The following is a 13,617-nucleotide window of genomic DNA, read 5'->3' as shown; positions in this document are numbered from 1 at the left end:
GTGTGTGACGCCCAGGGACGCGCGTCGTTCGTGACGCCCGCGGTGTGCGTCAGTGCTCGATGCCGTCCTCCAGCTTCTGGCCCTTCAGGAGGAACCAGGCCGCGACCGCCGTCGCGAGGAGGACCGCCGCGCCGACGCCCGCCGCGATGTTCAGGCCGTCGACGAAGGCCTCCTGGGCGGTGGAGACCAGGCCGGTGGCCGTGGCGGGGTCGAGACCCGCGGAGGCCTCGACCGCGCCGCCGAGCGAGTCGTGGGCCGCCGCGGCGGCGTCCGCCGGGACGCCCGCCGGAGTCGTGAAGCCCTGGTAGACGCCCGTGACGATCGAGCCGAGGAGCGCGATACCGAGCGCCGCGCCCAGCTCGTACGCCGTCTCGGAGACGGCGGAGGCCGAACCCGCCTGCTCCTTGGGCACGCTGGAGAGGATCACGTCGGCGGTGACGGTGAACGAGAATCCGGCGCCGAGGCCGACGACGAGCAGAGCCGCGCCGAGCAGCGGGTAGCCGGTCTCCTTGTGGACCAGGGTGATCGCGGCGAGCGCCAGTCCGATCGCGCCGAGACCGCCGGTGACGACGGCGCGTACGGAGAACCGCCGGGCGTACCGGCCGGCGAGCAGACCGGTGGCCACCGCGCCGACGGCGGCTGGCAGTTCGGCGAGTCCGGCCTCCAGCGGGTCACGCCCCTGGACGAGCTGCAGGAACTGGGAGAGGAAGAAGACCAGTCCGGACAGTCCGAAGACGGTGAGCAGGTCCGCCAGGACCGCGCCCGAGAAGCCGCGGTGCTTGAAGAGCCGCATGTCGAGCAGGGGTGCGGTCAGTGTGTGCTGCCGCCGGACGAAGGCGTACAGGGCCGCGGCGCCGATGACGACGGCCGCGCCGACCTCCCACGTCAGGCCGTGCGAGGCGACTTCCTTGATGGCGTAGACGACGCCGATGACACCGACGAGCGAGAGTCCGACGCTGACGAGGTCCCAGGGACCGGAGACCGGGTTCTTGGACTCGGGCAGCAGCTTGATACCGACGAGGACCAGGGCGATCATGACGGGGAGGTTGATGAGGAAGACCGAGCCCCACCAGAAGTGCTGGAGCAGCGCTCCGCCGACGACCGGACCGACGGCCGCACCGGCCGAGGCGGTGGCGCCCCAGATGCCGATGGCGAGGCTGCGCTCCTTGGGGTCGTGGAAGATGTTCCGGATCAGCGCCAGGGTCGACGGCATCAGCGTCGCGCCGGCGACACCGAGGAGCGCGCGGGCGACGATCATCATCTCCGGGCTGGTCGCGTACGCGTTGAGCACCGAGACGGCACCGAACGCGGTCGCACCGATCAGGAGCAGCTTCTTGCGGCCGATCCGGTCACCGAGGGAGCCCATGGAGACGAGCAGGCCGGCGATCACGAACGAGTAGATGTCGCCGATCCACAGCAGCTGCGTACCGGACGGCTTGAGGTCCTCGCTGAGCGAGGGCGTCGCGAGACCGAGTACGGTGGCGTCCACCGCGACCAGCAGGACGGCCAGGACGAGTACCGAGAGCGCGAGCCAGCGGCCGGGGCTCTTCACCTCCGTCCCCGTCGTCGGGCTCAGCTCCTGGGTCCTGCTCATTTCTCCACGCTCCGTCGTGCGCCACCGAGCAGCAGCTCGGTGATCATGTACTGAAAGTCGTTGCTTGCGACCCTGCCGTCCATCACGGACCAGGCACAGGCCGAGACGAGGCCGTAGAGGGCCTCGGTGAGCCACGCGGGGCTCAGGTCGATCCGGAAGGTGCCTTCCTCCTGGCCGCGCCGGAAGAGGGCGCTGACCCTGGCGTCGAGCCGGGACCAGCCCTCGTCGACGTCGTCGCCCTCGAAGAGCTGGTTCTCGGTGACGAGGAAGGCCAGCAGCGGGGCGTTGGGCTCCGTTTCGGCGACGAGCCGCCGGAGCGCCTCGTCGGCCGGGCCGTCGTCGAGGCGGGCGGCGTCGCACGCGGCCTCGAACTCCTCGAGCCCCATCGCCTCCAGCGCCCTGACCAGCGCGTCCCGCCCGGCGAAGTGCCGGTGCAGGGTGGCGCGGCCGATCCCCGCGGCCCGGGCGACCTCGTCCATGGTGGCGGTCGATTTCCGGGAGAGCAGGGCGGCAGCGGAGCGGAGCACCTGGGTGCGGTCGACTGACATGAGACAACCATACCCCGAATGAGACGTTGATGTCTCATTCGATAATTCGACGCCTCATCAGGAGGCGGAAAGGAATGCTGTGGGCATGACGAAGCCACTGCTGCTGATCGACGTGGACGGGCCGCTGAATCCCTATGCGGCGCAGCGCGAACGCCGTCCGGAGGGGTACACCACGCACCGGATGCGGCCGAGCGGGTGGACCGATCGGAAGCCGCTGCGGGTGTGGCTGAATCCGGCGCACGGGGGCGAGCTGCTCGCGCTGGCGGAGGCGTACGAGCTGGTGTGGGCGACGACCTGGAAGGGCGAGGCGAACGACTCGATCGGGCCCCACCTCGGGCTGCCCGAGCTGCCGTTCATCGACTGGCCCCAGATGCACGGAAGGGCCCCTCGCGGGACCTTCTGGAAGACGCAGTACATCCTGGAGTACGCGGCGGGGCGGCCGTTCGCCTGGGTGGACGACGACATCACGCCGTACGACCACGAGTACGTGGAGCAGAACCACCTCGCCGCCGCCCTGTTGCTGCGCGTCGACGAGCGGATCGGGCTGACCCGGCCGGACTTCGACGCGCTCGCGAACTGGGCGGCGGCGCTGTGACGCTCTGAGGGCTACTTCTTCGCGGTGGCCCAGGCGTGCTGGATCACCAGGTCGGCCTTGACCTCGACCAGCTGGGCGGCGACCGCCGACGGGGCCGTACCGCCCCGGCCGTCACGCGAGGCCAGCGCGCCCGGAACATTGAGCACCGTGCGGACCTCGGGGGTGAGGTGCTCGGAGATCTTGGCGAACTGGTCGTCCGTGAGCTCGTCGAGCTCCTTGCCCTCCGCCTCGGCGACCTTCACGCACTCGCCGGCCACCTCGTGCGCCACCCGGAACGGCACGCCCTGCTTGACCAGCCACTCGGCGATGTCGGTCGCGAGCGAGAAGCCGGCCGGGGCCAGCTCCTCCATGCGCTCCCGGTTGACGGTGAGCGTGGCCATCATGCCGGTGAAGGCGGGGAGCAGGACCTCCAGCTGGTCGCAGGAGTCGAAGACGGGCTCCTTGTCCTCCTGGAGGTCGCGGTTGTAGGCGAGCGGCAGGGCCTTGAGCGTGGCCATCAGACCGCTGAGGTTGCCGATGAGACGGCCGGACTTGCCCCGGGCCAGCTCGGCGATGTCCGGGTTCTTCTTCTGCGGCATGATCGACGAGCCGGTGGAGAAGGCGTCGTGGAGGGTCACGAAGGAGAACTCCTTCGTGTTCCAGATGATGATCTCCTCCGCGATCCGGGAGAGGTTGATCCCGATCATCGCGGTGATGAAGGCGAACTCGGCCACGAAGTCGCGCGAGGCCGTGCCGTCGATGGAGTTGCCCGCCGAGCCCCGCTCGAAGCCCAGGTCCTTGGCGACCGCCTCCGGGTCGAGCCCGAGGGAGGAGCCGGCCAGGGCTCCGGAGCCGTACGGCGAGACCGCCGTACGGGTGTCCCACTGCCGCAGCCGCTCGGCGTCCCGGGAGAGGGACTGGACGTGGGCGAGGACATGGTGGGCGAAGAGCACCGGCTGGGCGTGCTGGAGGTGGGTCCGGCCCGGCATGGCGACGTCCGGGTGCGCCTCGGCGAGGCCCACGAGGGCGTCCTGGAGCTCGGCGATCAGGCCGCCGATGATCCGGGCGTGGTCGCGCAGGTACATCCGGAAGAGGGTGGCGACCTGGTCGTTGCGGGACCGGCCGGCGCGCAGCTTGCCGCCGAGGTCCGCGCCGAGGCGCTCCAGGAGGCCCCGCTCCAGGGCGGTGTGGACGTCCTCGTCGGCGATGGTGCCCACGAAGGAGCCGTCGGCGACGTCCGCCTCCAGCTGGTCGAGACCCGCGAGCATGCGCGTCAGCTCGTCCTCGGTGAGCAGCCCGGCCTTGTGGAGCACGCGCGCGTGGGCGCGGGAACCGGCGATGTCGTACGGCGCCAGCCGCCAGTCGAAGTGGACCGACGCGGACAGCTTCGCGAGGGCCTCGGCCGGCCCGTCGGCGAAACGGCCGCCCCAGAGCCGGACGTCACCGTTGTTGCTGCTCACAGCTACTGCTCCTCAGGAGGGTGGATAACAGGCCGCCTCCCCGGTCCCTGCGGTGGGGAGGCGGCTGGGGAACGAATCGCGGTCAGGCGAGGTCACGCCGTGCGGCGATCTTCGCGGAGAGGGCGAAGACGTCGATGAAGCCCTGCGCCTTGGACTGGTCGAACGTGTCGCCCGAGTCGTAGGTCGCGAGGTTGAAGTCGTACAGCGACTCCTCGGACTTCCGGCCGGTGACGACGGCGCGGCCGCCGTGCAGAGTCATCCGGATGTCTCCGGTGACGTGCTGGTTGGCCTCGTGGATGAAGCCGTCCAGGGCGCGCTTGAGCGGGGAGAACCACAGGCCGTCGTAGACCAGCTCGCCCCAGCGCTGCTCGACCTGCCGCTTGTAGCGGGCCAGTTCGCGCTCGACGGTGACGTTCTCGAGCTCCTGGTGGGCGGTGATCAGGGCGATCGCACCGGGAGCCTCGTAGACCTCACGGGACTTGATGCCGACGAGCCGGTCCTCGACCATGTCGATCCGGCCGATGCCCTGGGCGCCGGCGCGCTCGTTGAGCTGCTGGATCGCCTGGAGGACGGTGACGGGCCTGCCGTCGAGGGCGACCGGGACGCCCTCCTCGAAGGAGATGACGACCTCGTCGGCCTCGCGCGGGGTGGCCGGGTTCGCGGTGTACTCGTAGATGTCCTCGATCGGCGCGTTCCAGATGTCCTCGAGGAATCCGGTCTCGACGGCGCGGCCGAACACGTTCTGGTCGATGGAGTACGGGGACTTCTTGGTGGTCGCGATCGGGAGCTGCGCCTTCTCCGCGAAGGCGATGGCCTTGTCGCGGGTCATGGCGTAGTCACGGACCGGGGCGATGCACGTCAGGTCGGGCCCGAGAGCCTGGATCCCCGCCTCGAAGCGGACCTGGTCGTTGCCCTTGCCGGTGCAGCCGTGGGCGACGACGCCGGCGCCGTGCTTCCTGGCGGCCGCGACGAGGTGCTTGACGATGGCGGGCCGGGAGAGGGCGGAGACCAGCGGATAGCGGTCCATGTAGAGGGCGTTGGCCTTGATCGCCGGGAGGCAGTACTCGTCGGCGAACTCGTCCTTGGCGTCGGCGACCTCGGCCTCGACCGCGCCGCAGGCGAGGGCGCGCTTGCGGATGACGTCCAGGTCCTCGCCACCCTGGCCGACGTCGACGGCGACGGCGATGACCTCGGCGCCGGTCTCCTCGGCGATCCAGCCGATGGCGACGGAGGTGTCCAGGCCGCCGGAGTAGGCGAGTACGACACGCTCGGTCACGGGCTTCTCCTTACCTTGCAAGCACTGATAGGTATAACTATGCAGTCCTCCGTATGTTTTGTCAATGCAGTCGAAAGGGGCGCGGGCGATCATGGGGCGGACGGCTCCGGCGGGAGGCCGGCGCGCAGAATGAGCCACATGGGAAAGACATATGAACGCATCGAGGGCCGGCTTCGGACCTTCATCGAGGCCCAGCCGATCTTCTTCCACGCCACTGCCCCGCTCGACGCCGACGGCACCGTCAACCTCTCGCCCAAGGGGCTGACGGGATCCTTCGCCGTCATCGACGAACTGACCGTCGCCTACCTGGACTTCGCCGGGTCCACCGCCGAGACCGTCGCGCATCTGCGCGAGAACGGGCGCATCACGCTCATGTGGTGCGCGTTTCAGGGACCGCCGAGCATCGTGCGCGTGCACGGGCGGGGCGAGCCCGTGTTCCGGGACGATCCGCGGTGGGAAGGGCTGATGGCGCACTTCCCCTCGATCGACGTGACGCAGCACGGGCTGCGCGCGATCATCGTCGTCACGGCCGAGGTGATCCGGGACTCCTGCGGGTACGCCGTGCCGTTCATGACGTACGACGAGGACCGCGATCTGCACGGGAGGCGGTTCGCGCGCGAGGACGACGCCTCGCTGAGCGCGTACTTCGAGAAGAAGGACCACATCGGCGTCAGCATGGACGGGCTGCCTGGGCTGCCGCTGCCGCTGCCGCCGCTCCCCCGGCCGGGGCACTAGGCCGGGCGGGGCCGTACGGGTCGCCCCGCCGGCCCCGACCGCCTAGCGGTCGTTCTGCGCCAGGCGCAGCAGATGGTCGGCGAGTGCCTGGCCGCCCAGCGGGTCGCGGGAGATCAGGAGCAGGGTGTCGTCTCCCGCGATCGTGCCGAGGATCGCGTGGAGTTCGGCCTGGTCGATGGCCGACGCGAGGAACTGGGCCGCACCCGGTGGAGTCCTCAGGACCACCAGGTTGGCCGAGGCCTCGGCGGAGATCAGCAGTTCGCCGGAGAGGCGCCGCATGCGCTCCTCCTTGGCGGACTCGCCGAGCGGCGCCTGCGGGGTGCGGAAGCCGCCCTCGCTGGGAACCGCGTAGATCAGCTCGCCGCCCGTGTTGCGGATCTTCACCGCGCCGAGCTCGTCGAGGTCGCGGGAGAGCGTCGCCTGGGTGACGCTCAGCCCGTCGTCCGCGAGGAGCTTGGCGAGCTGGCTCTGGGAGCGAACCGGCTGCCGGTTGAGGATGTCGACGATCCTGCGGTGGCGTGCGGTGCGGGTCTGCGGAACGGACGGCCCGCCGTGCTCGGTTTCCTGCGCGTCGGTCATCGTCGTCTCATTCTCCGGTTCGTCCTTCCCCGTTCACCGCTTCGTCGAGGACACCGGGGAGGGCCGCGAGGAACGCGTCCACCTCAGCGTCTCCGATGATCAGTGCCGGCATGAGCCGTACGACATCGGGGGCGGGCGCGTTCACCAGGAGACCGGCGTCCTGAGCCGCCTGCTGCACCTGGGGCGCGAGGGACTCGGTGAGCACGATACCCAGCAGGAGGCCCGCACCACGGACATGGGAGACCAGCGGGTGGTGCAGACCCTCGATTCCGCTGCGCAGCTTCTCGCCGAGCCGCTTCACGTCGTCGAGGGTTCCGTGGGCCGCGAGGGTGTCGACGACAGCGAGTCCGGCGGCGCAGGCGACCGGGTTCCCGCCGAAGGTCGTGCCGTGGTGACCGGGCCGGAAGAGCTCGGCCGCCTCGCCGAAGGCCACCGTCGCGCCGAGCGGCAGACCGCCGCCGAGGCCCTTCGCCAGGGTCACGATGTCGGGCTCGACGCCCTCGTGGCCCTGGTACTCGAACCAGTGGCCGGTCCGGCCGATACCCGTCTGGACCTCGTCGAGGACGAGCAGGGTGCCGGTGGCGCGGGTGATCTCGCGGGCGGCCTGGAGATAGCCGACGGGCGGTACGACGACGCCGTTCTCGCCCTGGATCGGCTCGATGATCACCAGCGCGGTCTCCTCGGTGACCGCGGCGCGCAGCGCCTCGACGTCTCCGTACGGGACGTGCGTGACGTCACCGGGGAGCGGGAGGAACGGGGTCTGCTTGCCGGGCTGGCCGGTGAGGGCGAGCGAGCCCATGGTCCGGCCGTGGAATCCGCCCTGGGTGGCGACCATGTGGGACCGGCCGGTCAGCCGGCCGATCTTGAAGGCGCCTTCGTTGGCCTCGGAGCCGGAGTTGCAGAAGAAGACCCGGCCCGGCCGGCCGAAGAGCTGGAGCAGCCGCTCGGCGAGCGCGACGGGCGGCTCGGCGACGAAGAGGTTGGAGACATGGCCGAGGGTCGCGACCTGCCGCGACACGGCCTCGACGATCGCCGGGTGGGCGTGACCGAGCGCGTTGACGGCGATGCCGCCGACGAGGTCGAGGTACTCGTTGCCGTCGGCGTCCCAGACCTTGGCGCCCTCGCCGCGGACGAGCGACAGCTTGGGGGTGCCGTAGTTGTCCATCAGCGAGCCCCGCCACCGCCGGGTCAGGTCCGCGTTGCCCGGTGCCGTCGTGCTCGGGTCCGTCGTGCTCATTTTTTCCCGTCCCCCGTCGTCTCGTCGGGCACGACCATCGTGCCGATGCCCGAGTCGGTGAAGATTTCCAGCAGGATCGAGTGCTGGACGCGCCCGTCGATCACACGGGCCGTGGTGACCCCGTTCCGTACCGCGTGCAGACAGCCCTCCATCTTGGGGACCATCCCGCTGGAGAGCTCGGGCAGCAGCTTCTCCAGCTGGCTCGCGGTGAGCCGGCTGATGACCTCGTCGCTGTTCGGCCAGTCCTCGTAGAGGCCCTCGACGTCGGTCAGGACCATCAGGGTCTCGGCGCCCAGCGCCGCAGCGAGAGCCGCAGCCGCCGTATCAGCATTGACGTTGTAGACATGTCCGTCGTCCTCGGAGCGGGCGATGGAGGAGATGACCGGGATCCGGCCGTCCTCCAGGAGCGCCTCGATGGCGCCGGTGTCGATGGCGGTGATCTCGCCGACCCGGCCGATGTCGATCTGTTCGCCCTCGATGACCGGCTGGTGCCTGGTGGCGCTGATGGTGTGCGCGTCCTCGCCGGTCATTCCGACGGCGAACGGGCCGTGCTGGTTGAGCAGCCCGACGAGCTCGCGCTGGACCTGGCCCGCCAGGACCATCCGTACGACGTCCATGGCGTCCTCGGTGGTGACGCGCAGGCCGGCCTTGAACTCGCTGACGATGCCGTGCCGGTCCAGCGCGGCGCTGATCTGCGGGCCTCCGCCGTGCACGACGACCGGCTTGAGGCCGGCGTGGCGCAGGAAGACGACGTCCTGGGCGAAGGCCGCCTTGAGCTCCTCGTCGATCATGGCGTTGCCACCGAACTTGATGACGACCGTCTTGCCGTTGTGGCGGGTCAGCCACGGCAGGGCCTCGATGAGGATCTCGGCCTTGGGGAGCGCGGTGTGCTTCCGGGTCTCGGTCATGACGAGTAGGCGCTGTTCTCGTGGACGTAGTCGGCGGTGAGGTCGTTGGCCCAGATGACGGCGGTCTCGGAGCCCGCGGCGAGGTCGGCGGTGATGGTGACCTCCCGGAAGCGCATGTCGACGAGGTCACGGTCCTCGCCGACCGAGCCGTTCTTGCAGACCCAGACGCCGTTGATGGCGACGTTCAGCTGGTCGGGGTCGAAGGCGGCCGCCGTCGTGCCGATGGCGGAGAGCACCCGGCCCCAGTTGGGGTCCTCGCCGTGGATGGCGCACTTGAGGAGGTTGTTACGGGCGATGGAGCGGCCCACCTCGACGGCGTCGTCCTCGGTCGCGGCGTTGACCACCTCGATACGGATGTCCTTGCTGGCGCCCTCGGCGTCGCCGATGAGCTGGCGGGCGAGGTCGTCGCAGACGGCCGTCACGGCCTCGGCGAACTCGTCCTGGGCGGGCGTGATGCCGGAGGCGCCGGAGGCGAGCAGGAGGACGGTGTCGTTGGTGGACATGCAGCCGTCGGAGTCGACCCGGTCGAAGGTGACCTTGGTGGACCGGCGCAGCGCGGCGTCGAGGTCCTTGCTCTCGACGTCGGCGTCGGTCGTGAGGACGACGAGCATGGTGGCGAGGCCGGGGGCGAGCATGCCCGCGCCCTTGGCCATGCCGCCGACCGTCCAGCCTTCCTTGGTGACGACGGCGGTCTTGTGGACGGTGTCGGTGGTCTTGATGGCGATGGCGGCCTTCTCGCCGCCGTACTCGGAGAGTTCGCCCGCGGCCTTCTCGACACCGGCCAGGACCTTGTCCATGGGGAGCAGCAGGCCGATGAGGCCGGTGGAGGCGACGGCGACCTCGCCGGCGCCGATGTCCTTGCCCTTCGCGGCGAGCACCTCGGCGACCTTCTCGGCCGTCGCATGGGTGTCCTGGAAGCCCTGCGGGCCCGTACAGGCGTTGGCGCCACCGGAGTTGAGGACGACGGCGGCCAGCTCGCCGTCGGCCAGGACCTGCTGCGACCACAGGACGGGTGCGGCCTTGACGCGGTTGGAGGTGAAGACGCCCGCGGCGGCGCGGCGGGGCCCGTCGTTGACCACGAGGGCCAGGTCCGGGTTGCCGTTCTCCTTGATCCCGGCGGCGATGCCCGCTGCCGTGAATCCCTTCGCTGCGGTGACGCTCATGGAGCGACTCCAATCGTGGAAAGTCCGGTGTCCTCAGGGAGCCCGAGGGCGATGTTCATGCTCTGCACCGCGCCGCCGGCGGTGCCCTTGGCCAGGTTGTCGATGGCGCTGATCGCGATGATCCGGTGGGTCGCCGGGTCGTGGGCGACCTGGATCTGAACGGCGTTGGAACCGTATACGGACGCCGTGGCGGGCCACTGCCCCTCGGGAAGCAGGTGGACGAACGGCTCGTCCGCGTAGGCCTTCTCGTACGCGGCGCGCACGGTCTCGGCCGTGGCGCCCAGCTTCGCCTTGGCGGAGCAGGTGGCGAGGATGCCGCGGGACATGGGGGCGAGGGTCGGCGTGAAGGAGACCGCCACCCGCTCGCCGGCCACGGCGCTGAGGTTCTGGATCATCTCGGGGGTGTGGCGGTGGCCGCCGCCGACGCCGTACGGGGACATGGAGCCCATGACCTCGCTGCCGAGCAGATGCGGCTTGAGGGCCTTGCCCGCACCGGAGGTACCGGTGGCGGCGACGATCACCGCTTCGGGCTCGGCGAGGCCGTTCTCGTACGCGGGGAAGAGCGCGAGGGAGACGGCGGTGGGGTAGCAACCGGGCACCGCGATGCGCTTGGACCCCTCCAGCGCGGCGCGCGCGCCCGGCAGTTCCGGGAGGCCGTAGGGCCAGGTGCCGGCGTGCGGGGAGCCGTAGAAGGTCTCCCAGTCGGCCGAGTCCTGGAGCCGGAAGTCGGCGCCCATGTCGACGACGAGGACGTCAGGCCCGAGCTGCTCCGCGACGGCGGCGGACTGCCCGTGCGGGAGCGCGAGGAAGACGACGTCGTGCCCGGCGAGCGCCTCGGGGGTGGTCGGCGCGAGGACGCGGTCGGCGAGCGGCACCAGATGCGGCTGGAGCCCACCGAGCCGCTGACCGGCGTTGGAGTGCCCGGTCAGGGTCCCGATCTCGACGTGGGGGTGCGCCAGAAGCAGACGCAGAAGCTCGCCGCCCGCGTACCCGCTCGCGCCTGCCACTGCTGCTCGTACCGTCATCGGAACCCTCCTCCATCGATGGCATGACTATACGCATCACCGCAGTTTTATGCAAAGCCGGATTCCGGGGCCCGGGCGTCAGGGCAGGGCGAGGACGCAGAACTCGTGGCCCTCCGGGTCGGCCAGGCACGTCCACGGGACGTCGCCCTGGCCGAGGTCGAGGTCGGTGGCGCCGAGGGCGCGCAGCCGGGCCACCTCCGCCGCTTCGTCGTCACCGGGGTGGGGCAGGAGGTCGAGGTGGACGCGGTCCGGCACGGTCTTCGCGCCGGGTGTGCGGAGGAACTCCAGATAGGGGCCGCCGCCCTGGGCGAAGCGCAACGTCGCCTGGTCGTCGGTCACCTCGTGCAGCGTCCAGTCGAGCGTCTCGCCCCAGAACCGGGCCATCGCACGCGGATCCGCGCAGTCGACCACCATCGCGGCGATCGGCCCGGTGTCCCGGTAGATCTCCCGGGGCTCCAGCACGCAGAACTCGTTGCCCTCCGGGTCGGCGAGGACCGTCCACGGCACATCGCCCTGGCCCACGTCGGCGGGCGTCGCACCGAGGGCCAGGAGACGCGCGACCAGCTCCGCCTGATGGGTCGCGGAGGTGGTGGCGAGATCGAGGTGCATACGGTTCTTGGTCGGCGTCTTGGGTTCCGGGACGGGCACGACGTCGATGCCGACACCGACCGGGTCCGGCCATACGAGTCCGCCGGCGGGGCCGACATAGGTGGTCACGCCGGGGCTGTAGGCGCTCCAGCCGAGCGCCTCCGCCCAGAACCGGCCCACCGCCGAGCCGTCAAGGGCCTTGATGTTCACCTGAACAGGGCGCAGTGCCATACCGGTGATCCTAAGCACACGCTCCGCGGCGACACCCGCAATGCCGCCCGACGCGATGAGTTGGCGGGGCGTGCGCGGTCCACCCGTACGGGACCGGTTTCAGCCCGCGCCGAGAGGATCGATCATGCCCGACAACACGCCCACCCCGCCCGTGACGAACATGGGACGGCACCGAGGTGGACGTGCGGTACCGCCCGCTCGCGGCCGGGTGAGCTCCACGGCGTCCGACCCCGGGGCCGAGCGGTACCGCGGTGTGGTGATCAGCCCAGCGGAGCGCCGAACCACGTGGGCAGGTGGCTCAGCAGGTCCTGCTGGTCCTCGCCCACCCAGGCCACGTGGCCGTCCGGCCGGAGCAGTACCGCCGGGGCGTCCAGTTCCTCACTGACGTCGACGACGTGGTCGACCCGGTCCGCCCAGCCGTCCACCGAGAGGCGGCCGGTCCGGTCGAGGAGCAGGCCGCGGCCTTCGTGCGTCAGCTCGTACAGGCTGCCGCGCTTCAGCTTCACGTCCCGCAGCCGCCGGCCGAGCAGGTCGTGGCCCTCGCCGAAGTCGTAGCGGATCCCTATGCCGGTGATCTTCTCGATCAGGTAGCGGTTCACCTCCTCGAAACCGATCAGTTCCGACATCAGCCGGCGCACCGCCTGGGCACCGGGCGCGGTGGACATCAGCTCCATCTGCGCGCGCGTGTTGTCCAGTACGTCGGCCGCCACCGGGTGCCGCTCGGTCTGGTAGCTGTCGAGGAGGCCCTCCGGTGCCCAGCCGGCGACCTCGGCGGCCAGTTTCCAGCCGAGGTTGAACGCGTCCTGGATGCCGAGGTTGAGCCCTTGTCCGCCCGTCGGGGGGTGGATGTGCGCCGCGTCGCCGGCCAGCAGCACGCGACCGCTCCGGTAACGCTCGGCGAGCCGGGTCGCGTTGCCGAAGCGGGAGAGCCAGCGCGGGGAGTGAGCGCCGAAGTCCGTTCCGCCGTAAGCCCGGAGCTGCTGCTTGAACTCCTCCAGGGTCGGCGCGGTCGTACGGTCCTCGGCCACCCCTTCGGCGGGCACCACGACGCGGTACGTCCCGTCGGCCTGGCGCATGGCGCCGAACCGCAGCTGGGTCTTGCGGACCTCGGCCATCACGGCGGCCAGTTCCTCCGGCGACGCGGTCAGCTCCATCTCGCCCAGCAGCGTCTCGACCGTCGACGGGTCGCCCGGGAAGTCGATCCCGAGCAGCTTGCGCACCGTGCTGCGGCCGCCGTCGCAGCCGACGAGGTAGCGCGAGCGGAGCCGTGTGCCGTCCGCCAGTTCGACGGTCACTCCGTCGTCGTCCTGGCTCAGCCCGACCAGTTCGGACCCGCGAAGGATCTCGGCGCCGAGTTCCGTGGCGCGCTCGCCCAGCAGGCGCTCGGTGATCTGCTGCGGGACGGCGAGGACGTACGAGTGCGCCGTGTCCAGCCCCTCCGGCCAGGTCTCACTGAGACCGGCGAAGAAACCACCGGCGGTGACCTGCTTGCCGAGCGGGAGGAAGCGCTCCAGCAGACCGCGCTGCTCCATCACCTCGATACTGCGCACATGCAGTCCCTGCGCACGGGACTGCAGGGTCGGCTCCGCCTCCTTCTCCAGTACGACCACCCGCACACCGTGCAGCCGCAGTTCCGCGGCCAGCATCAAGCCGGTCGGCCCACCGCCGGCAACGATCACGTCCATCATCGGAAACCGCC

General features: G+C 70.6%; 13 protein-coding genes. 2 read left to right on the top strand and 11 right to left on the bottom strand.

What is annotated here, in order from left to right:
• Nucleotides 1-49 precede the first annotated feature (49 nt).
• Nucleotides 50-1,594, bottom strand: coding sequence for an MFS transporter (locus ACZ3OF_RS23920; RefSeq protein WP_361670872.1), 1,545 nt, complete (start codon nucleotides 1,592-1,594; stop codon nucleotides 50-52).
• Nucleotides 1,591-2,142, bottom strand: a complete 552-nt coding sequence (locus ACZ3OF_RS23915) for a TetR/AcrR family transcriptional regulator (protein WP_361670874.1) — start codon at nucleotides 2,140-2,142, stop codon at nucleotides 1,591-1,593. Before ACZ3OF_RS23915 ends, ACZ3OF_RS23920 begins: the two co-directional genes overlap by 4 nt.
• Before the next feature lie 85 nt (nucleotides 2,143-2,227).
• Here ACZ3OF_RS23915 and ACZ3OF_RS23910 point away from each other — a divergent pair, with 85 nt between their 5' ends.
• The gene (locus tag ACZ3OF_RS23910; protein ID WP_467306654.1) at nucleotides 2,228-2,737 is read left to right on the top strand and encodes an HAD domain-containing protein; all 510 of its coding nucleotides are present in this window, start codon (nucleotides 2,228-2,230) and stop codon (nucleotides 2,735-2,737) included.
• 11 nt (nucleotides 2,738-2,748) lie between these two features.
• Here ACZ3OF_RS23910 and argH read toward each other — a convergent pair whose 3' ends face one another.
• Together argH and ACZ3OF_RS23900 are read right to left on the bottom strand one after the other, a co-directional pair.
• Nucleotides 2,749-4,176 carry an argininosuccinate lyase gene (argH, locus tag ACZ3OF_RS23905; RefSeq protein WP_361670880.1) on the bottom strand — a complete coding sequence of 476 codons (1,428 nt, stop codon included), beginning with the start codon at nucleotides 4,174-4,176 and terminating at the stop codon, nucleotides 2,749-2,751.
• Between the two features lie 82 nt (nucleotides 4,177-4,258).
• Complete coding sequence (locus tag ACZ3OF_RS23900) at nucleotides 4,259-5,452, bottom strand: argininosuccinate synthase (protein ID WP_361670882.1); 1,194 nt, start codon at nucleotides 5,450-5,452, stop codon at nucleotides 4,259-4,261.
• A 138-nt stretch (nucleotides 5,453-5,590) separates the two neighbouring features.
• On the opposite strand from ACZ3OF_RS23900, the gene ACZ3OF_RS23895 reads away from it, so the two are divergent.
• Nucleotides 5,591-6,187: a pyridoxamine 5'-phosphate oxidase family protein gene (locus ACZ3OF_RS23895; RefSeq protein ID WP_361670885.1), complete on the top strand. Its 597-nt coding sequence runs from the start codon at nucleotides 5,591-5,593 to the stop codon at nucleotides 6,185-6,187.
• A 42-nt stretch (nucleotides 6,188-6,229) separates the two neighbouring features.
• Here the strand turns inward: ACZ3OF_RS23895 and ACZ3OF_RS23890 are convergent, their stop codons facing one another.
• The 7 genes from ACZ3OF_RS23890 to rox form a co-directional block, all read right to left on the bottom strand.
• Nucleotides 6,230-6,766 (bottom strand): arginine repressor, encoded by a 537-nt coding sequence (locus ACZ3OF_RS23890; protein ID WP_361438879.1) that lies wholly within the window; start codon nucleotides 6,764-6,766, stop codon nucleotides 6,230-6,232.
• 7 nt (nucleotides 6,767-6,773) lie between these two features.
• Nucleotides 6,774-8,003, bottom strand: coding sequence for an acetylornithine transaminase (locus ACZ3OF_RS23885; protein ID WP_467306649.1), 1,230 nt, complete (start codon nucleotides 8,001-8,003; stop codon nucleotides 6,774-6,776).
• Nucleotides 8,000-8,911, bottom strand: a complete 912-nt coding sequence (argB, locus tag ACZ3OF_RS23880) for an acetylglutamate kinase (protein WP_361670890.1) — start codon at nucleotides 8,909-8,911, stop codon at nucleotides 8,000-8,002. Before argB ends, ACZ3OF_RS23885 begins: the two co-directional genes overlap by 4 nt.
• A complete protein-coding gene (gene argJ, locus ACZ3OF_RS23875) occupies nucleotides 8,908-10,074 on the bottom strand; it encodes a bifunctional glutamate N-acetyltransferase/amino-acid acetyltransferase ArgJ (RefSeq protein ID WP_361670893.1) in 1,167 nt (388 codons plus the stop codon). The genes argB and argJ overlap by 4 nt, the downstream gene beginning before the upstream one ends.
• Nucleotides 10,071-11,099, bottom strand: a complete 1,029-nt coding sequence (gene argC / locus ACZ3OF_RS23870) for an N-acetyl-gamma-glutamyl-phosphate reductase (protein WP_467306646.1) — start codon at nucleotides 11,097-11,099, stop codon at nucleotides 10,071-10,073. The genes argJ and argC overlap by 4 nt, the downstream gene beginning before the upstream one ends.
• A 78-nt stretch (nucleotides 11,100-11,177) precedes the next feature.
• Entirely contained in the window at nucleotides 11,178-11,918 is a 741-nt protein-coding gene (locus ACZ3OF_RS23865) for a VOC family protein (protein ID WP_361670899.1), read from the bottom strand.
• Between the two features lie 260 nt (nucleotides 11,919-12,178).
• Entirely contained in the window at nucleotides 12,179-13,606 is a 1,428-nt protein-coding gene (rox, locus tag ACZ3OF_RS23860) for a rifampin monooxygenase (protein WP_361670902.1), read from the bottom strand.
• Nucleotides 13,607-13,617 lie beyond the last annotated feature (11 nt).

Source organism: Streptomyces sp. NPDC022552, assembly GCF_055561875.1.
Note: the sequence above shows the minus strand (reverse complement) of the source record. Positions and strands in the feature narration are given on the sequence as shown.